Source organism: Brevibacillus sp. HB1.2 (assembly GCF_013332495.1).
GTDB classification, from domain to species: domain Bacteria; phylum Bacillota; class Bacilli; order Brevibacillales; family Brevibacillaceae; genus Brevibacillus; species Brevibacillus porteri.
Genome location: NZ_JABMIU010000003.1, coordinates 132,674 through 151,992, shown reverse-complemented (window position 1 = coordinate 151,992; position 19,319 = coordinate 132,674). Strand labels below are relative to the sequence as shown.

The following is a 19,319-nucleotide window of genomic DNA, read 5'->3' as shown; positions in this document are numbered from 1 at the left end:
AAGTGTCCTCCTAGCTTAGTCCATCTTGATGATTGCTTTGATTGTTTTACCGCTATGAGAATCGGCCACCGCTTGGTTGATATCATCGAAACGATAGAATTTCACCAGCTTGTCCATCGGGAATTTCCCTTGTTTGTACAAATTGATCAACTGTGGAATGAAAATGCGTGGTACGCAAGCCCCTTCTACTACGCCAGTAATGGTTTTGTTGAGCAAGAGCAAGTCGTTCGTATCGATTTTCTCATCAGTTCCGAGTGGCGGTGCCCCGATTTGCGCTACGACTCCGCAGAAAGTGAGGGCATCCACAGCTTGACGCAATACGCCTGGTCGACCAGCAGTTTCTGCAGCATAGTTTACGCCGCCATTCGTAATCTTCTTGATCTCTTCCACCGGATCAACGTTTCGCGCATGAATGACATGGGTCGCACCCAGTTCTTTCGCCAGCTCAAGACGGTTATCATGCACATCGACCGCAATGATCGTACCGCAGCCGATTGCATTCGCAGCCATGATCGCGCTAAGCCCAACCGCTCCTGCACCAAATACGGCAATGCTTGATCCTGCCTCTGGCTTCAGCTTGTTTATGACCGTACCACTACCTGTTTGAATACCGCAGCCAAGCGGTCCCAAAAGAGCCAAATCTACATCTTTATCTACTTTCACCAGATTGCGCTCGTTTACAATCGTGTACGTTCCGAAAGAGGACTGACCGAAAAAGTTGGACAACCCTTTCTCTTCGCAGTGGTGTCTTTTTGTCCCATCTTCCATGTTTCCTAGGAAGTTCAACTCGAAAAATCTTTCACATACATACGGACGTCCGCTCAAGCAATAATGGCATTTTCCGCAATGGGCAAAACCGAGCACCACATGATCGCCAGGCTGTACATAAGTAACACCCTCGCCTACCTTTTCAACTACACCCGCACCTTCATGGCCCAGAACCGCTGGAAGTGGAACTGGATATTCTTGATCGCGCGCAATCATATCTGTGTGGCAAATTCCAGAAGCTACGACGCGAATCAGAACTTCTCCGCTCTTAGGTTCATCGAGTTGAATCGTTTCAATATGAAATTCTTCACCTTTTGCGTGAGTAACAGCAGCTTTCATTTGCATAATATATCCCCTCCGGTGATTTCTTCGCACCACTCGATCATTTTTCGAGGATTACCCTACCAGATTCATTTATAATTTCGTAAAGACACATGAATATGACAACTTGCTGTAGGAAATGAAGAAAAATCCAATCGAGTGTTGTGCGTCGAGAGTAAAATATAGTTTCTCTTCTCCGAGGATTATTCTATTAGCAATTTTCATGCCAATCATATTTTTCAACTGAAAATGAACGAATTCCGTACTTTTTCTATGCGTACATTGTTCGATTGCCTTTGAACGATTTGAACAAATCGTTTAGCTCATGTTGAACAAATTGTTCAATTTCAGGACGAAAAACAAAGGCATTGCCCTCTTGTTTGCAAGAACGGGCAATGCCTTTTGATTTTTTCTCATTATTTCCAGCCGAGAGATACCCTTACATTGCTTTCCCCCATTCGATCTCTTCCCATTCAAATGAATAGGCCAACACATCGATACATGAGTCATGCGCGCATAATACCCAATGCTTGACTCTGGGGGATGTAAAACCAAATGCTTCTTTCACGTTAGATTCCACAACCTCATAGAATCCAGGATTTGGGCAAACATCCGTTTCGTTCCATTCACCACTGATAGATAAGCTTCCGTCATAGTACGGATCAAGCATGCTGAAATCATATCGTTCGTAACCGTACATTTTACCGTATTTCGTAAAAAGACCGATCGCCTTGAATGTAATTTTGATCATAGCATTACCTGCTTTATTGTATTCGTCGTCTGGAATGTCATCCCCGTATTGCTCGTGTAGCTTAGTCATAACCTCGTCGTAGCGCTTTTTATTATATCCACACATCACTTCCACGCTTACTTCCCGATCCTCATAACCAGTAAAACTCGCAAAATCATGTGAGGGACTGATCATCCAAGGAACTCCGACAGGTACAACTTTCATTTGGCTCATCGATTTACCTCCGCTTTAAAGAACACCATTTCATCAAATGTAATCCCAAGATAGCTGTATTTTATATTCACTCTGTTTATTGCTTCATGATAAATAACACTCAGTCCATAAATTTCATCGTTTTTCGTAGATGTGCCAGCTTTCATCGCTATATCCTCAATATTCTGAAATCCATAGGGTATTGATTCCTTATTATCATAATTGTCAGTTACGATGAATCCTTGTAAAGCATTACTAACTTGTACTTTTGTTTTTGATGGTTTTTCATCGTTATTGACTGAAACACCCAATATTTCCACTTCACCAAAACCCTTATTACCAATTCCCACAACAACAGATTTATGATCATTGCTTGAAGCAAGGGTACCAATATCCAATGGCGGATTACCTTTCACAAGAAAATAAAAACCTCCCATAAATATTGCTATAAGTAGTACAAAAATCCACAGTTTCTTCTTCAATTTCCCCATCCTTAATCGTTGTTTTTTCATATATATTGAAAACCATATATTAGTAAATTCAATAAAAAATAGCCAATATCCTGCACCAAGGCAGAAATATTGGCCTTCTAACTCGACTCATTCAAGAGTTAATAAACTCCACCAGCTTCTTATTAAAATCATCCGCCTGACAAATCGGCATGCCGTGCCCACTGTTTTCAAACGGAAACAGCTTCGACCCTTTGATTTGCTGCTGGGTGAGCTCGGCGCTTTTGAATGGAATCAATTGATCGTGAATCCCATGAAAAATTCCGGTTGGCACACGGATTTGACCCAAGTCATTGATTACATTCTCTCTCGCTGCGGCTTGCATGATTTTGATGAGCGCATAGGATGCGGAGTCCAGCCCCATTTTGACAAACCACTGGAGTGTAGCCGTCCCTAAATTTCGATTGAAAAACTGCAAAGAAACCGTGTTTAATAACTCAGGCAAATTGGCGTACATCTGACTGATCAGCCCATCTGCTTGCTCCTTCGGGACGCCGTATGGAGAACCCGGCATTTTCACAAAGGAAGGAGAAACTGCATCCACTAACGCTAATTTGGAAATATGACGCCCCTCATAACGAGACATATACCGAATCGAAATGGCTCCACCCACCGAAAAACCTAGCAAGACGGCATCCCGTATCTTCAGTGCTTCCAAAACGACATAGATGTCATCTGCTAAGCGATCATACGTATAGCCGTTCCACGGTTTGTCCGATTGGCCGTTGCCGCGTATGTCCATGGCAACACAGCGGAACCCCTGCTGGGGCAGTACGTTGAATTGGTAGGAAAACATGTTATGGTTGAGCGGCCAGCCGTGAACGAAAAAAATCGTTTTGCTATTCGGGCCAGGATTGAGGTCTTCAACAAAAATCGTGACACCCTTTTCGACTTCAATGTACATAACCCTACCTCCTATTTCACACCATGCACCTCTTTACACTCAAGGTATGTCAACAGTTGTAGGGTTATGTTACTACTCACCTATGTCCGGACTCGGATACGCATGAACGATGCGTCCTTTTCTTCCCATAGTCGTGACTGCTTGCGCAAGAGAATGGTAGATGGCTTCCTCTGTCGCTTCTGCCGCAGCAGCAAACAGTTCGTTCATGATCGGGTTATCCTCACGTAGTTGCACGCGTGTTTCTGTAACGGCTGTTGTCTGGTGTGGAATCGTTTGCGCGGTGGAAAAAGCGATGACGATGTCGCCGCTCCCATGCCCAAAATGGCTCCCCGTGCGTCCCAAGCCGATTCCTGCGCGCTTCGCTACCCGAAGCAGTTGGCGATCACTCAATGGAGCATCTGTCGCAAGTACAATGATGATGGAGCCATCCTCGGACTTCTCTACTGCGTTTTCATTGTTTTTGCAGCTTGTGAACAGATTCGCTCCCAAGAAATCATTCTTGTTGCCAAAGTTACTGAGTACCAAAGCCCCCAATGTATACGCTTGCTCCTCATCCACTACGATACGAGAAGACGAACCGATCCCACCTTTGTAGCCAAAAGCAATCATCCCCGTCCCTGCCCCAACAGCGCCTTCTTCTACGGCCTGGTCCGTTGCGTTCTGAATCGCTACTCTCGCATCCTCCGGGCGCACGACACAGCGGCGAATGGAATTGAGATGACCATCGTTGCATTCGCCCACAACAATATTGATCGTCCCGGTCGTGTCCCCGATCTCTTCGTTCGTATCCAGCATGTATTGCAGAGTCCCTTGTGTAACCGCTGGAACGGAAAACGTATTGGTGAGCATGATCGGCGATTCCAATACACCCAGCTCATTTACTTGCACGAGTCCCGTCGTTTTGCCGAAGCCATTGATCACATAGCTGGCTGCGGTTACCTTTTCACGAAACAAGCTACCGCCATGTGGCAAAATGGCTGTCACACCCGTGCATGCATAATCCTCGTTGTCCAGCTCATGCTGAATCGTTACATGTCCTACTCGGACTCCGGCTACATCCGTTATGTCATTCTTCTCACCGACCGGGAGTCTCCCGATTGTCGCACCGAGCTGCCGAATTTTTTTCGTCATGCATTCCATTCCTTTCGTAAGGCTGTGCCGAACGCTTACACGGGACGATTGCGCAGAAAGTTCTCATAGGCAAACCCGCGCACTTCTTCTTCCTTATAATGCTTGAGCAGCTCGTTGATCAGGTTTTGGCTCTGCCCTGCATGCTCCAAGCCCACGACCTTCGCGGTAATGCCGTCGAAGTCAGAGCCGAGCCCAATATGTCGCACGCCACCGAGTGAACAAAAATGATCGATGTGCTTGATCAGATCATCTATCGTGGTTGGTGTCGTTTCATTGATAAACTGGGTGCAGTAAACGACATGTACATTCGCTCCTTTGGCAAATAACGCTTTTGCCTGTTCATCCGTCAGATTGCGTGGATGGTCGCAAATCGCTCGTGCATTTGAATGACTCGCGATCGGGTATGTAGCGAGTTCAATCGTATCCCAGAAGCTGCCCTCTCCTAGATGCGAGACGTCCGTCAACATTTTATGCTCATTGTGGAACTGAATGATTTCCTTACCAAAGGTCGTCAATCCGGCATTCCTCGGTTCCAGCGCACCATCCGCAGCAAGATTCGCGAAGTTCCAGGTGAGGCCCACAGAGCGTACCCCCAACTGATACAAAATGTGCAGCTTCTTCAAATCGTTGCCGATTGGCTCAACACCCTCCAATGTCAGCAACGCCCCGATCTCTCCCTCTTGCAAAAGGTCGAGATCGCTCCAATCACGGATTTGTTTCATTTCTGGATGTTTCCCGAGAACTTCTGTATAAAAGTAATGAATTTGATCCAAAGCTTTTTGAAAACGTTGCTCCGTGGACAATTCAGGGGATGTCCAGATGGCATAGCACTGTAGCTTTACCCCGCCATCGTGTAGCCGTTTCCTGTTGACATCCAGCTCGTCCGCATCCGCAAAGGACAAAGCCCCATTTTTCTCCCAAATTTTCAGCAGTGCATCACAGTGCAAATCGATAATCGGCATTTTGGCCATTTGTATCCATCCCTTGTGCTAATTTCCTTTGAGAACACTACCTATTCTGTTAATGTTAAGGTAATGTATTTTGGAGAGCGAATCCAATAAATTATTGCTATAAGTCACTTAAGAAAACATTATCGAGGCTTATTCGAGGAGGAGCGACCGCCTTTTTGCGGAAAGTTTAAAAATTCACACAACGGAGCCACTACTCATGAATATGGAGCAAATTGAAGCATTCATCTTTGTCGCCCTGACCGGGAGCTTCAGCAAAACAGCTGATTTGCTCTATTTGTCACAGCCCACGGTCAGCATGCGGATCAAAGCACTCGAGACGACTATGGGCTGCAAGCTGTTTCAGCGTACGGGTCATACCATTTCTCTTACAAAAGAAGGCGATCTGTTCCTTCCTTATGCGAAAAACATCATGCATATGCTGCAAGAGGGACAGCAAGCGATTCAGCGATCGCAAGGCGATGTAGAGGGAGAATTGACCATCTCCACCGTTTTTGTCTCCGCCTTTTACATTTTGCCTGACCTCGTCCAGCAATTCCAGCAGTTGTACCCTAAAATCAAACTGACGATCCTTACCGGGCATTCCCATCAGGTGCTCGATATGGTTCTGAACCACGAGGTGTCATTCGGAATTGCTCGTGCCGTTACCCATCCACAGATTAACCGGATTCAGCTGATGCCGGATGACATGGTCTTAGCGATTTATCCCGATCATCCGTTTGGATTCCGCCATCAGGTTTCCATTGAAGAAGTCGCACGTGAACGACTGATCTTGTTCAATCGGGGTTCGCTCGACTGGAAGCTGATCAACAATGCGTTCAGCCATTTTCAGCTACAAAACAATGTCGTCATGGAGGCTGACAACATCGAGGTCGTGAAGCGGATGGTCAAACAACGGCTGGGCATCGCCTTTTTGCCTCGCTTTGCCATCTCCAAAGATTTAAGCGAAGGTGAGCTGCAGGAAGTAGACGTCCTGAATCTGCCGCAAATCAACCGGAACTTCGAGCTGATTTACCTCAAGGATACACCTGTTCACGGGATTATGCGTACGTTTATCGATTTTTTGATGCAGAGCAAGGCTTTGCAGCAGTAGGAAAGAACCATGGGCTTACCTCCTAAAAAAGCTTCACATCTGAACCAATGAAACTGGTTGATGCGAAGCTTTTTAGGAAACGCTGAGTCTCACTCATGCTTTTTTCGGTGCGCGCAGTTTCGTACGAATGATCATCTCTGCCGTCAAGACAAGCCCAATCATGGCGACATAGACGCCGATTGTGTAGCTGATCTCATACGGCAAACCTACCACCTTTTCAAAGATCAGCTTTAATAGATGAATCAGCATGTTGGTGAACAAGAAGACGAAGCTCCTGACCATCCACTCCTTATGCTTCATGACTTGACGCTTTTTAATTTTGACGAGCGCCGTAATGGTGATAGCCGGCCAGATAATGTTCAATAAATGGAAGGGCCAACTCGCCACTTTTCCGCCCGTTACATAAGGGGCCATATATCCGGATGTGACTACCACAACCAACACACTAAAAAGATAGACATAGCCTGTTACTTTATGTAGCTTGCGGTTCTCTGCGAGCAGCTTGTCCGAAAAGTTAGCCACTCCACAGACCAGAGCAATCAGGGCGAAAAACAAATGGACATACATGACCGTAAGCCAGATCGATGTGTTCATTCGCTCTTTGTTGTAAACAGATTTGTGACTGAGGAAGCCTTTCGCTTCTGGATCGATGATAAAGTTTTGCACGAGTGCATACGTGATCGCCATACAAGCGACGAAAATGACAATCGAATATGGTTTGATTCGGTTCATCCTGCCACACAACCCTTTGTTCGATTTTTGAGACCGAACCGTTCGGTCTCTTTTTGATTTTACATGATTGCCTTCTTTCGTACATGCGAGAAATGTTACAATAACTTGGACGAATATAGACCGTGTTGGCCGAATGAAAGGACTATCGCGATGCGCAAAGGCGAAAAAACAAAGCTGCATATTATCCAGAAGTCAGCAGAGCTGTTTAATCAAAACGGTTATACAGGAACCTCCATGCAAGACATCATGGATGCAACGGGACTTACCAAAGGCGCACTCTACCGGGGTTTTGCCAGTAAAGATGAAATCGCTATAGAGGCCTTCAAATATGCGGGTGAAGTGTTACATGCGCATTTTGCAGCTGCACTGGAAAAACAGGACACGGCCACTGCAAAACTCGTAGCCATGGCAAAGGTATATTCTGATGCGGTAAACAATCCCCCGCTCCAAGGTGGCTGCCCGCTTCTCAACACAGCCGTAGAAAGTGACCACTCGTTCCCTGTACTTCGCGAGTATGCCCTCGCCGCTTACCAAGAGACCATATCGTTCATGCAGGGCTTGCTGGAAGAAGGAATCGCCGAGGGAGAATTTCGTTCCGCAATGGACGCAGAAGCCGTCGCTTCGGTTATCTTCTCTTCGATTGAAGGGGCTATAATGGCAAGCAGACTCACACACGATAACAAGCATGTCCATTTTGCCATCAAGCATATTGAGCAGCTTTTACAAACATACAAGCCCTAACAAAAGAAAAGAGCAGTCGCTAGGATGTGATACCCCTGCCTACCTGCTCTTTTTTCGTGGACTTTTCCTGCTAAATTCTATTTGATGTAGTGTACTTTTTCATGTCCGAGCAATGCTTCCAGCACTTGCTGTACTTTCACGCCTGTCTCAAACGTAACCAGTCGGGCATCTCCACCGTTAATCGCAATGGACAGCTCATCCAACAGCAGGGAGAGACGGTCTTGCTGTGAAACTTCAGCCGGAACGAGCGTTTCGCCGTGTCCACCCACAAACAGATTGCTCCAGTTCACGACACTCAATGTCCCTTTTGACCCGTACACACGATAATCCAAATGCTCCTCATGTGCGATACCGGCTAAGCCATTGATCGTAACCGGAGTACCATCTGTCAGACGCAGGAAGGCCGATACACCTGTCTCGCATAGGTCATGATCTGCTGGATAATCTACCTCTGAGCGGACTACATGCAGGTCTCCGAAGAGCTCGTAAGTCAGGTGAGTGAAATGCGGTAGCACTTCACGGATGAAACCGCCTTGCTCGCGACCAGCCAGCCAAGGTGTTTGCTGCCATGGACGCGGCCACTGGTGAAAATGTGTCAGGATATCGATGCGGCGGATCTCTCCGATTTCTTCGAGTCTGCGGGAGAGCTCAGGAAAAACGCCTTGATAGTAGAGCGGGAAGTTCATCGCATGGACAACCCCTGCGTCATTTGCTGCTTCCAGCATTTCTTGCGCTTCTGTCAACGAATTGGCCAATGGCTTTTCGCAGAGCAAATGCTTTTTGTGCGCCAGTACATCAAGCGCAATGGCGTGATGGAATTTGGGAGGGACAGCCAAATAGATGACGTCCAGCTCTACTTTTTTCAATAATTCCTTATAATCTGTGTACCAAGGCACATCGCCGGACTTTTGCGCGGCTTCCTGTGCTCTTTCCGCAGATACATCACTCACTGCGGCTACTCGAAATTTTTCGTGGGTACGGATCGCGTTCATCATGCGCTCGCCCATGACGCCTGCGCCAATAACCCCAACGTTCCATTTCACTTGGTCCATCTGCATTTCCTCGCTTCCTGGTGAATGTTCGTCTTCGTGCCTCTACCCCTTTCTCCATTTGTCTGAACATTCCTCCTGAATAGCTTAGATTGACAGCTGATTCTGCGCTTCCTTTTTTACCCGCTTCTTCTCTTTTTGGATGGCTACAACTGTATAGAGAGAAGGAACGACGATCAGCGTGAGCAGCATCGAGAACAGCAAGCCAGAAATGATTGTAATGGCGAGCGGCTGAAACAACACACTCCCCTTAATCGCCATCGGTGACAAACCTGCTACTGCGGCGAAGGTCGTAAGTAAAATCGGCCGCAAACGGGCTTTCCCTGCTCCAATCACCGCATCGTGCAGAGCGACGCCTTCATGCCTCGCCTCCTCGATGAATTCGATTAAGACAATCCCGTTTCGGACGACGATGCCTGCCAATGCGATAAAGCCCGCCACCGTCATGAATCCAATCGGTGTCGATGTGATGAATAGTCCGATCAAGCTGCCCGCGATCGCGAGGTATACCGTACTCATCACCAAAACAGGAATAGACAAGGAATTAAACTGCACGACGATCAGCAAAAAGATAAGGAAGACCGCAATAACCGCAAGCACTCCCAAATCGAGCAATACTTCCGATTCCTCTTCTGTTTCACCTGTCACATTCCAAGCATACCCGTCCGGCAGTTCCAGCTGCTTCATTTTCGCTGTCACTTCGCTCATCACATCAGCGGCCGTCCGATCTCGGACATCACTCGTGATGGTGACACTGCGGGACATATTGTAACGAGGAATACTCTGCATCGATAAGTCCGGCTTCATTTCGGCTATTTGTGAAACCGGAATGAGCTGCCCACGCGCATTCGGAACCGTGAGTTGAGCGAAGACTTGCTCTGTCGTCATTCCCGACTGATCGGCTATCAGCGTAATATCGACCAAGTTTTTCCCATTGTCAAATTGCCCCATTGGAATGCCTTGGCTGATCAATCGCAATGTTCTGGTCAAATCCGCTTCATTGATCAGCTCCTTATCCATCTTCCCCTGATTCACTTGGAACTGGAGGGAATACTGTTCATTTCCCAGCGTATCGTTGGTGTTGTAAGTTCCCTCGATCTCCATGATGAGCTTCTTGATTTGCTCAGAAATCGTGTATAGCTCCTGCAAATCATCCCCGTACACCCGAATCCCTACCGGACTTCCCGTATACATACCATCCTTCGCACTGTAAGGAATGATATTCGCTTCTGGATACATCATCTTAAACTGCTCGGACCACGGCGCAAGCACTTTTCGCGCATCCATTTTGTTATGGTCAAATGTGACGATCAATTGCGCGACATTTTCTCCGGTTCCAACTGGCGGCGCAGAGGGCAGCATCTGTGGTGCGTTGCCCCCTACAAAAGACGAGACTTTTTGAATATGCGCCTGCTGCGAAATCCATTCGGAAACACCAAGAACAATCCGATCCGTTTCCTGTAAATTACCGCCAACTGGCGTCGTTATATTCACAACCATCTGTGGCCTGTCAGCATCCGGAAAGAGCTGTACTGGGACGAACATAACGAGTCCATAGGCCGCAGTAGCAATCAGTACCCCGCTCATTCCTGTTTTCAGCGGCTTTTTTAACATCACTTTCAGAACACGATCGCCATACCAATTCGTCAGTGTATCGATTTGTTTGCCCAGCAAGCCAGCTGGCTTCCGATAGTCTGTCTCTGTTTTGCTCCGCTTCTTGTTCCTTCGCTCGTTCCATTCCCGGTAAATCGGAATAATGGTGAGGGACATGAACATCGAGGCCCCCATCGTAAAGATGATAATAAGTGGTACCGGAAAAATAAACTGGCCTGCATCACCTGGGAGAAACATGATCGGTCCAAACGCTGAGATAGTAGCCAGGGTAGCCGTAATGATGGAGACCGCAACCTCCTTCGTCCCTGCTACAGCAGCGGTATACGGGTCCTCTCCCAATACAGATAGCCTTCGCTCAATGTTGTCATTCACTACGACTGCGTCGTCAACCAAAATACCAAGAACAATGATGAGCCCGAATACGGTCATCTGATTGAGCGTAATGCCAAAGAACGGCAGGATCACCATCCCTGCGGCCAGCGAGATTGGAATTGCCAATGCGACCATCAAGGATGTCGTCAAATTCAAACCTAGCATACAAATGAAAAGAACCGCTACGATGGCAATGATCATCTCCACGTACAATTCAGTAAAAACACTGTCAATTTGATCCACCTGCGCAAACACGGGTTCTCTGTTCGCCCATGACGGTAGACTCTTTTCCAGCGCCGCGAGCTTCTCATTGACTGCTTTATGTACCTTTGGAACGTCGCTTCCCAGCTCGGCATTGATGCTAATCGTCGCAGCAGGCTTCCCGTTATAGTACGTCCGGTACTCCACCCGTTTGGTACTGTCGGAAATGGTGGCAATATCCTTCAAATAGACGGGCATCCCCTCCTGTGTACGTGTTACGACTACCTTTTCAAAGGTCCCCACATCGGTGCTGACAGGTAATGTGAGCTGGTATTTCCGCGTATCCATGTTGACATCACCGAGCGGCGTTGTTTCATTTTTGGTTTGCACAGCATTCATTACTTGCGCCCAGGAAATGCCGTACTGTTGCAGCTTTTTGGCATCGACAGCTATTTTCACCTCTTGCTCTGGCAATCCTTGAATCGTGACATCGGAAACGCCCGGAACGGTTCGTAGCTGATCCTTCCACAGATCCAGTGTATCGCGTAATTGGAGAACCTCTTCAAAAGAATCGGTTGTGACTTGAAATGTTTGGATGAACGTACGACTCAAGTCATCATTGATGATAGGCTGTTCTGCTTCATCCGTTAAGTCGGCCTCCGCATCCTTCACTTTTTTCCGTACATCTTCAAACACCTTTTTCGGCACAACGTCATTCTCGGTTTTCACATGGATAATCGAGACGCCCGAACGGGACTCGGAGCTAATCGATTTAATGCCATGTACTTCGTTGATTTTTTCTTCCAGCTTCTTCGTGACCGTCTGCTCCACCTTCTCCGGAGTCGCTCCCGGATACACGGTGGTGATGGTCGCCATGCTGACAATGATGTCTGGCTGCTCCTGTTGCGGCAGTGAAACCGTAATGGACAAACCGATCAGCACGAGCATCGTAAAGAAAACGAGGGTGATTTTGCGCTTCTGGATGAAAAACTCGATCATGGCTGATTGCCTCCTTTTACGGTAACAGAGTCCCCGTTAAGCAAGCGATCAGCACCTTTCGTAATCAACATACTTCCTGCCTGCAAGCCAGAAGTAACTTCAAAATGATTGTCCACATACTGACCAATCGTGACAGTCGTCTTGGTTGCTTTTCCATCCGTTAGCAAAAAGACATAGGGTTCCGAGCCTCGGCTAAAAACTGCCTCCGCAGGGACAAAAATCCCTTTCTTTTGCGACAGGGTTCGTTTTGCAGTGACAACTTGCCCCGCAAACCAGTCTTTCTTGGTGTTATCGATGACTACTTCTACGCTAATCGTGCCCGTCTGTTCGTTCGTGGCCGGATATATATTGGTTACCTTTCCTTTTCGTTTCTCCTCGTACAAGCGAATCTCGACTTCATCTCCTACCTTCCACGATGAGATGTCCTTGTCAGGTACAGGCAAGATTGTTTTCAGCTGATGGATATTGCCGATTCGGTAGACAGGAGCACCTGGATTTGCCAACTGCCCTACATCAGCCAATTTTGCCAGCACAGTTCCCTGAATAGGTGCTTTCACCTCGGTTTTTGCCAAAGTAGCTGCTGCCTGATCTCGGGTCACCATGGCTCCCTGGTAGCTGGCGTTTGTGGCACTGATATCCTCCGTACGAGGGCCTGCTTTCACCAATGAATAGGTCTCTTGCACCTGGGCGTAATCTTTTTCGGCTAGTTCAAACGCATGCTTGGCACTTTCAAATTCGGTTTCGGAAATCGCCCCGTTTTTATAGAGCTGTTCCATGCGCTGATAATCTTTCTGTGCTTGATCCCGTGAGATTTTCTTCGCTTCGACCGCTACTTTTGCTTGCTGGACCTCTTGTTCGCGCGCACCATTTTTTACTTTTGAAAGCTGTGCGTTTGCGCCATGCACATTGGCGTTTGCTAATGCGAGCTGGAGGGAGTAGTCAGTAGAATGGAGACGGGCCAGCACATCTCCTTTTTTGACTGTGTCTCCTTCCTTGTACGGCAACGACTTGATTTCACCAGCTACTTCAAACGAAACCGTCGTTTCTTCCATGGGCGCAAGTGTCCCCGACAGTTCACTAGTCGATTGAAAGCTTTTCAGCTGGATCGGATGCGCTTCTACGAATTTGGCCTCAGCTTGGGCTATACTCCCAGCAGACGAGGTCATATCGTGATTGTTCGTGCAAGACGTCGTCATTACTGCAAGGGAGACCAGCACCAGAAGCCCCATACTTTTTCTGATCGACTTATCCATAAGCGACTCACTCCTATACGTTTCTTCTCTTTTTCTGTGATAAAGATATTCGGAATGAACATTCATTCCGTTTTGTTCAAAAGAAGGATCAGAATTAATGAATTCTGATCGCATCCCAACAAGCTTCCTCTACGCCTGCAAGCAATTCGGGGGTTTCTTCGATTTCGCCAGCCATGATGCACTTGTTCAATGCGATGTATGCACCGTCGACAATTGCAATCAATGCATCCGCTGGCAACGGACGAATGACCTTCTTTTTTTGCCCCTGTTCAATGAACTCGAATAAAAATGTGCGCAGCTTCATGTATGCAGCTCGGCTGGCTTCGTCCAGGTAGTGACCATTTGTGTGGGAATCCAGAAACAACAAGGCGTTCAAATTCTTTTTCGAGTAACGAATTGTCTGCTTCGCAATATGCCGAAATTGCTCACGTAAGTCGTCACTTGTACGAGGATAGCCATCTTGGAGTGTCTCAAGAAACTCCCCCACACTTTCTTGGAACAACGTATTAACGAGCGCTTCTTTGTTTTCAAAATAACGATAGATGGTACCGGCACCGACTCCTGCTTTTTCGGAAATCATCGGGACGGTCGTTCCATCAAAACCGCGCTCTACAAACAGAACGAGCGCTGCTTCCAAGATTATTTCGCGCTTGGTTTCAGACAAGGTCATGACTCCTTTCGTGCGGAATGAATTTTCATTCTGGTAGGAATTATAGTATATATTTTACTGGAGTGTCAAATGGCCCGTGTGCATGATGTTAAATTTCCAAGTACATAATCTAGACGAGACTATTAAGCATCTTGAGCAAATTGGTGTACCTCTTGCAAAGAAAAAAGAGAGTAGTGAATTTGGAAAGTTTATTTGGATTGAAGATCCTGAAGGTCGACTGGTCGAGCTTTGGGAGAAATAACGAAATGAATCATCAATCATTCAACATTTGCGATAATGAAAACGCAAGATCTTGAAACGTAAGTTCCCCTATACTAAAAATGGCAATTAGTTGTGACGAAAAATGGGGGAACGAACATGAGTAGCAAGGTGGAAGGATTGTTAACTAACACAGATTTTCGCAGGCTCTGGATTGGGCAAACTGCATCACAGTTTGGGACTCAGGTTGCCTTATTAGGAATGCCATTAGTGGCAGCTCTCTATTTAGGGGCCAGTCCCATGCAAATGGGGTTGCTTGGTTTTGCCGAGTATGCGCCATTTATCATTTTCGGTTTGCTCGCTGGTGTATGGATAGACAGATTTCCCCGGCGACCAATTCTTGTCGCCGCTAACTTTTTCAGGGGTGTATTACTGCTCATTGTGCCGCTGACAGCCTTAACTGGATTCCTGAATATGACCGTTCTATATTTGGTAGCCTTCATAGTAGGTATCTGTACTGTCTTTTTTGATGTTGCCTATACATCCTTTTTGCCTTCCATTGTGAACAAGGAGCAGCTTGTTGATGGGAATAGCAAACTAGAGACAAGTAAATCTACCGCACAAATTGCTGGGCCGGGTTTATCAGGTGGACTGGAACAGTTAATCACCGCTCCTTTTGCAATATTGTTCACGTCGGTATCCTTTTTTATATCCGCTGTGTACATAGCCCGGATTCGCAAGTTGGAGACAGTCGTGACAGATGCGAAAAAACAAAAAAACATGTGGCTGGAAATGAAAGAAGGGCTGCATACGGTTTACACAAAACCGTTGCTGTGGGGAGTGGTGCGCTGCTCAACAGTCTTTAACCTTTCCTGGAATGTTATTTTTAGTATTTATGTTCTATATGCATCGCAAGAACTCAAAATCAGTGCGAGCATTCTTGGCATCATTTATGGAACGCTAGGAGTAGGGTACCTATTTGGCTCTCTGCTTGCCCAAAGGGCTGTACGTCGTTTTGGAGTAGGTCCAACAATTGTGGGTTCCGCTACGATCGCAGCAAGTGGCGGTTTGCTTGCTCCATTAGCAGTAGGATCAGAATTAAGTATTGCGTTGATTATGATGCTCGGACAGCTTCTTTTCGGAATGGGTGTCTCCATGTTTAGCATTAGTACCATCAGTTTACGTCAAGTAATTGTACCCGATGCCTTGCAAGGTCGCGTGAATGCTACATTTCGATTTATCTCGTGGGGTTCTTTACCGCTTGGTTCGTTAATTGGAGGGATGATAGCGGGGGCAATGGGGTTACGGTTCGCTTTATTTGCGGGTGGCATTGGATTGTTAGCTTCTGCTTGTACATTATTGTTCACCCCATTTTTACAACTACGTGTGAAATCATTTCATGAATTAACATTGGAAAAAGATGTGTCTATAGAAAGCTAAGGAATGTAAGAGAGGGTGTTTTACCTCTTAATGGTCTTCGCATCCATCCGGAGCATGACACTACTCGTTGGTATATTTGGGCTGGAGAATTTTAGTTGCGGACGATTATGAAAACGTTAGGTTTGACCAAGAGATCTTACATGACTGAAGAAAACAGCTAGGGAACCGGTGTACCAACCATGTTCCCTAGCTGTTGTTTATCTAACCGCTTCGTTACCCAATGTACAAACCAAATGTTTTGTCTCCGAACGAAACGGTCTCCCTATCTGCTATTTTCGCAAAAGACACGCCCGAAACGAGTACACTCTCACGCAAAACATGATCAAAACGCTCCAATGCGGCTCGTAGCTCATCGTCCACATCCAGTGTGAGCTGGACGCGTTTATCGATGGGCAAATCCAGCTTTTTGCGTGCATCCTGAATGACACGGATGACTTCACGAACCAAGCCTTCCTGCTCAAGCTCTTCTGTGAGTGTCGTATTCAAGGCCACGTGGAGCTGATAGCCAGATGCAGAAGCAAAGCCTTGCTTCCCTTGCTTTTCCACGAGCAGCTCATCTAGCGTAAGCCGCACGCTCTCCCCTGCGACCTCCACATCCAAGTAGCCATTGTCCACTGCTTTCTCTGCATCGGCATCGTTCAATTCCTTTAAATACCCTTGGATTGGCCCAACGAGCTTGCCGTATTTTTTCCCAGCTACCTTCAGGTTGAGCTTGAAATGATACGTCACGAAGCTGCTGTCGCTTTGCTCCACTCGAATGTTTTTGACATTGATCTCGTCTTGGATAATACCAGCAAAACGCTCGAGATTAAATGGCTGCTCCATCGATACGATCAGCTCGGCCAGAGGCTGTCTGGTTTTGAGTCCAGTTTCGTTGCGGACATTCCGCGCCAGCTCCACAATGTGTCGAGCCGTTTCCATGTCCCGCTCAAGAGTTTCGTCGATTGCTTCTGTGTTCACCACCGGATAGTCAGTCAAATGAACACTGCCTTCTCCGCCCAGATTGCCATACATATCTTCAGCGATCAGCGGCGCGTATGGTGCGATCATCTTCGCCAGCGTCAGCAACACTTCCCGCAGCGTCTGGTAAGCAGACACTTTGTCAGGTGTCACCCCACTACTCCAGAAACGATCCCGCGAACGACGGATGTACCAGTTGCTCAGCTCGTCGACGAATGCTTCGATATGCCCCGCCGGATTCATGAAATCGTAAGTTTCCAGACCTTTGACTACGTGCTGCACGGTGGTATTCAAGCGGGAAAGTATCCAACGATCCAATTCGTTTACAGGCGCTTGCGGCAGATGCTCTTCTGGTTTGAACGAATCGATCAAGGCGTATAACGAATAAAAAGCATGCGTGTTATGGATCGTATCGATCACTTTGTACTTCGCCTCGGCGACAATCCGCTTGGAGAACCGCTTGCTGCTCCACGGCGCACTGTCAGACAAAAGCGCCCAGCGGAACGCATCTGCTCCGAATTCTTCGATAACCTCCCACGGATCGATTCCGTTTCCTTTACTTTTGGACATCTTCTGGCCGTGTTCATCCAAAACGTGGCCGGTAGAGATGACTGCCTTGTAAGGCGCTTTTCCGTTATACAGAGTAGAAACCGCCAACAAGCTGAAGAACCAGCCCCGCGTCTGATCGATTCCTTCCGAAATGATGTCGGCAGGGTATTGCTCCTGGAATACCTTTTCGTCGCCGAATGGATGATGGTACTGAGCAAACGGCATCGAACCACTGTCAAACCACACATCAATGACCTCAGGAGTTCGCTCCATCGTACCGCCGCAGGAGCAGCGCAGCTTCACCTCATCCACAAACGGCTTATGCAGCTCCAGATTCTCTTCGAGTGGTGCCACAGATTTCTCACGCAACTCTTTTACACTGCCTGGTGCATATTCGCAGCCACAATCCTGACAAAGCCATAGATTGAGCGGCGTCCCCCAATACCGATTACGGCTGATATTCCAGTCTACAAGCTCTTCGAGGAATTTCCCAAAGCGCCCTTCGCGCAAGTGGCCCGGATACCACTCGATCTTGCTATTGTTTTCGATCAGCTGATCCTTAATCGCTGTCGTTTTGATGAACCAGCTCTCCATCGCGTAGTAGAGCAGCGGTGATTTGCAGCGCCAGCAAAACGGATAGCTATGCTCGTAGCGCTCCTTGGAAAACAGTAGACCGCGATGCGACAAGTCTTTTACGATATCGACGTCGCAGTCCTTAACGAAGCGACCCGCGAAATCCGAGATTTGATCGGTATAGCGGCCAGCCAAATTCACGACGTTCACGAAATCAAGTCCATGCTGACGGGTCGTGCGATAATCATCCTCCCCGTGCGCTGGTGCCGTATGCACGATCCCAGTTCCGCTCGTATCACTGACATAATCCGCATCGACGACAATATGCCCATGGTTTACCTTTAGATAGCCAAAAGGCGGCTCATACTGGGTCCCTACGAATTCTGCACCTTTGTGCGTGGACAAAACCTCGTAGCCTTCCTTGAACACTTTCTCCGCCAGATTTTTTGCTACGACGTACACTTCATCCTTGTACTTGACCCGCACGTAATCGAGCTCTTTGTTAACAGCCAAAGCCACGTTTGCTGGAAGTGTCCATGGTGTCGTCGTCCACGCGAGAAAGATGTCATCGCTCGTCTTGCTTTTGAATTTGACCGTCGCACTCAAGTCCTTCACGTCTTCATAGCCTTGCGCCACTTCATGGGAGCTGAGCGTCGTCTGGCAATCCGGGCAATACGGACTGACACGATGTCCTTTGTACAGCAGTTCTTTTTTATGAATTTCTGAAAGGATGTGCCAGACGCTTTCGATGTAGTCGTTGGTCAACGTCACATATGGATGCTCCATATCTGTCCAATAAGCGATCCCTTCCGTCAGCTCGCGCCATTGTTTTTCGTACTCGAATACGCTATTTTTGCACTCCTCGATGAACTTGGCCACTCCGTAGTTTTCGATCTCCTGCTTGCCGGAAATGCCGAGTCGCTTCTCCACCCCGAGCTCTACCGGAAGACCGTGTGTATCCCAGCCTGCTTTGCGGACAACGCGGTAGCCAGACATCGTTTTGTAGCGTCCGATAAAATCCTTGATGACCCGTCCGAGCACATGACCGATATGCGGCTGTCCGTTAGCGGTTGGAGGCCCTTCATAAAAAACGAAATTAGGCTTACCTAGCCGATTGTCCATCGACTTGCGGAATGTATCGTCTTTCCTCCACTGATCCAAAACGCGTAACTCTCGTGTCCTTGCTTTTTCTTTTACGTCTACTTTCCTCATCATGTACACTCCTTCTTCTGTAGTTTGCGTAGAAGTGTAGGTTCATAGAACGCAAAAAAATCCCGCCCCCTAAGGGACGAGATTTGATCTCGCGATACCACCCTTGTTCCGAAAAGCTC

Annotated in this window: 16 protein-coding genes, 1 pseudogene and 1 other annotated feature (1 of these 18 cut by a window edge); of the genes and pseudogenes, 5 read left to right on the top strand and 12 right to left on the bottom strand. The window is 47.5% G+C overall.

Annotated features, from left to right (window positions below):
• Positions 1-15: 15 nt before the first annotated feature.
• The 6 genes from HPY28_RS08825 to HPY28_RS08800 all read right to left on the bottom strand — a co-directional run bounded on the left by HPY28_RS08825 (position 16) and on the right by HPY28_RS08800 (position 5,547).
• Positions 16-1,113: an NAD(P)-dependent alcohol dehydrogenase gene (locus HPY28_RS08825; RefSeq protein WP_174230421.1), complete on the bottom strand. Its 1,098-nt coding sequence runs from the start codon at positions 1,111-1,113 to the stop codon at positions 16-18.
• A 415-nt stretch (positions 1,114-1,528) separates the two neighbouring features.
• Complete coding sequence (locus tag HPY28_RS08820; protein ID WP_017250960.1) at positions 1,529-2,053, bottom strand: hypothetical protein; 525 nt, start codon at positions 2,051-2,053, stop codon at positions 1,529-1,531.
• A complete protein-coding gene (locus tag HPY28_RS08815) occupies positions 2,050-2,523 on the bottom strand; it encodes a hypothetical protein (protein WP_174225765.1) in 474 nt (157 codons plus the stop codon). The genes HPY28_RS08820 and HPY28_RS08815 overlap by 4 nt, the downstream gene beginning before the upstream one ends.
• A 112-nt stretch (positions 2,524-2,635) precedes the next feature.
• Positions 2,636-3,445, bottom strand: coding sequence for an alpha/beta fold hydrolase (locus HPY28_RS08810; protein WP_174230420.1), 810 nt, complete (start codon positions 3,443-3,445; stop codon positions 2,636-2,638).
• 72 nt (positions 3,446-3,517) lie between these two features.
• Entirely contained in the window at positions 3,518-4,576 is a 1,059-nt protein-coding gene (locus HPY28_RS08805; protein ID WP_174230419.1) for a DmpA family aminopeptidase, read from the bottom strand.
• A gap of 35 nt (positions 4,577-4,611) precedes the next feature.
• Complete coding sequence (locus HPY28_RS08800; RefSeq protein ID WP_174230418.1) at positions 4,612-5,547, bottom strand: dipeptidase; 936 nt, start codon at positions 5,545-5,547, stop codon at positions 4,612-4,614.
• Positions 5,548-5,743: 196 nt separating this feature from the next.
• Between HPY28_RS08800 and HPY28_RS08795 the strand changes: the two genes are divergently transcribed.
• Positions 5,744-6,637, top strand: a complete 894-nt coding sequence (locus HPY28_RS08795) for a LysR family transcriptional regulator (RefSeq protein WP_007716122.1) — start codon at positions 5,744-5,746, stop codon at positions 6,635-6,637.
• Between the two features lie 93 nt (positions 6,638-6,730).
• Here HPY28_RS08795 and HPY28_RS08790 read toward each other — a convergent pair whose 3' ends face one another.
• Positions 6,731-7,369, bottom strand: a complete 639-nt coding sequence (locus tag HPY28_RS08790; RefSeq protein ID WP_174230417.1) for a DUF2306 domain-containing protein — start codon at positions 7,367-7,369, stop codon at positions 6,731-6,733.
• 150 nt (positions 7,370-7,519) lie between these two features.
• Between HPY28_RS08790 and HPY28_RS08785 the strand changes: the two genes are divergently transcribed.
• Positions 7,520-8,110, top strand: a complete 591-nt coding sequence (locus HPY28_RS08785; protein ID WP_069845715.1) for a TetR/AcrR family transcriptional regulator — start codon at positions 7,520-7,522, stop codon at positions 8,108-8,110.
• A 77-nt stretch (positions 8,111-8,187) separates the two neighbouring features.
• Here the strand turns inward: HPY28_RS08785 and HPY28_RS08780 are convergent, their stop codons facing one another.
• The 4 genes from HPY28_RS08780 to HPY28_RS08765 form a co-directional block, all read right to left on the bottom strand.
• Entirely contained in the window at positions 8,188-9,162 is a 975-nt protein-coding gene (locus HPY28_RS08780) for a Gfo/Idh/MocA family protein (protein WP_174230591.1), read from the bottom strand.
• 84 nt (positions 9,163-9,246) lie between these two features.
• A complete protein-coding gene (locus HPY28_RS08775; RefSeq protein ID WP_174230416.1) occupies positions 9,247-12,345 on the bottom strand; it encodes an efflux RND transporter permease subunit in 3,099 nt (1,032 codons plus the stop codon).
• Complete coding sequence (locus tag HPY28_RS08770; protein ID WP_174230415.1) at positions 12,342-13,598, bottom strand: efflux RND transporter periplasmic adaptor subunit; 1,257 nt, start codon at positions 13,596-13,598, stop codon at positions 12,342-12,344. The genes HPY28_RS08775 and HPY28_RS08770 overlap by 4 nt, the downstream gene beginning before the upstream one ends.
• A 94-nt stretch (positions 13,599-13,692) precedes the next feature.
• Positions 13,693-14,262, bottom strand: a complete 570-nt coding sequence (locus HPY28_RS08765) for a TetR/AcrR family transcriptional regulator (RefSeq protein WP_017250950.1) — start codon at positions 14,260-14,262, stop codon at positions 13,693-13,695.
• A gap of 88 nt (positions 14,263-14,350) precedes the next feature.
• On the opposite strand from HPY28_RS08765, the pseudogene HPY28_RS08760 reads away from it, so the two are divergent.
• The 3 genes and pseudogenes from HPY28_RS08760 to HPY28_RS31040 form a co-directional block, all read left to right on the top strand.
• A pseudogene (locus HPY28_RS08760) lies at positions 14,351-14,509 on the top strand (VOC family protein); the annotation flags it as partial.
• Positions 14,510-14,625: 116 nt separating this feature from the next.
• Entirely contained in the window at positions 14,626-15,906 is a 1,281-nt protein-coding gene (locus HPY28_RS08755; RefSeq protein ID WP_174230414.1) for an MFS transporter, read from the top strand.
• Positions 15,870-16,001, top strand: coding sequence for an immunity protein Imm33 domain-containing protein (locus tag HPY28_RS31040; protein ID WP_483296516.1), 132 nt, complete (start codon positions 15,870-15,872; stop codon positions 15,999-16,001). The genes HPY28_RS08755 and HPY28_RS31040 overlap by 37 nt, the downstream gene beginning before the upstream one ends.
• Before the next feature lie 118 nt (positions 16,002-16,119).
• Here the strand turns inward: HPY28_RS31040 and ileS are convergent, their stop codons facing one another.
• On the bottom strand, positions 16,120-19,200 hold the full coding sequence (ileS, locus tag HPY28_RS08750) for an isoleucine--tRNA ligase (RefSeq protein ID WP_174230590.1): 3,081 nt from the start codon (positions 19,198-19,200) through the stop codon (positions 16,120-16,122).
• A gap of 69 nt (positions 19,201-19,269) precedes the next feature.
• Positions 19,270-19,319: a binding site (T-box leader), on the bottom strand; it runs 209 nt beyond the window's last position.

Coding starts and splice junctions, on each gene's coding strand:
- HPY28_RS08825 (WP_174230421.1), bottom strand. CDS start 1,113: ATGCAAATGAAAGCTGCTGTTACTCACGCAAAAGGTGAAGAATTTCAT.
- HPY28_RS08820 (WP_017250960.1), bottom strand. CDS start 2,053: ATGAGCCAAATGAAAGTTGTACCTGTCGGAGTTCCTTGGATGATCAGT.
- HPY28_RS08815 (WP_174225765.1), bottom strand. CDS start 2,523: ATGGGGAAATTGAAGAAGAAACTGTGGATTTTTGTACTACTTATAGCA.
- HPY28_RS08810 (WP_174230420.1), bottom strand. CDS start 3,445: ATGTACATTGAAGTCGAAAAGGGTGTCACGATTTTTGTTGAAGACCTC.
- HPY28_RS08805 (WP_174230419.1), bottom strand. CDS start 4,576: ATGACGAAAAAAATTCGGCAGCTCGGTGCGACAATCGGGAGACTCCCG.
- HPY28_RS08800 (WP_174230418.1), bottom strand. CDS start 5,547: ATGGCCAAAATGCCGATTATCGATTTGCACTGTGATGCACTGCTGAAA.
- HPY28_RS08795 (WP_007716122.1), top strand. CDS start 5,744: ATGAATATGGAGCAAATTGAAGCATTCATCTTTGTCGCCCTGACCGGG.
- HPY28_RS08790 (WP_174230417.1), bottom strand. CDS start 7,369: ATGAACCGAATCAAACCATATTCGATTGTCATTTTCGTCGCTTGTATG.
- HPY28_RS08785 (WP_069845715.1), top strand. CDS start 7,520: ATGCGCAAAGGCGAAAAAACAAAGCTGCATATTATCCAGAAGTCAGCA.
- HPY28_RS08780 (WP_174230591.1), bottom strand. CDS start 9,162: ATGGACCAAGTGAAATGGAACGTTGGGGTTATTGGCGCAGGCGTCATG.
- HPY28_RS08775 (WP_174230416.1), bottom strand. CDS start 12,345: ATGATCGAGTTTTTCATCCAGAAGCGCAAAATCACCCTCGTTTTCTTT.
- HPY28_RS08770 (WP_174230415.1), bottom strand. CDS start 13,598: ATGGATAAGTCGATCAGAAAAAGTATGGGGCTTCTGGTGCTGGTCTCC.
- HPY28_RS08755 (WP_174230414.1), top strand. CDS start 14,626: ATGAGTAGCAAGGTGGAAGGATTGTTAACTAACACAGATTTTCGCAGG.
- ileS (WP_174230590.1), bottom strand. CDS start 19,200: ATGAGGAAAGTAGACGTAAAAGAAAAAGCAAGGACACGAGAGTTACGC.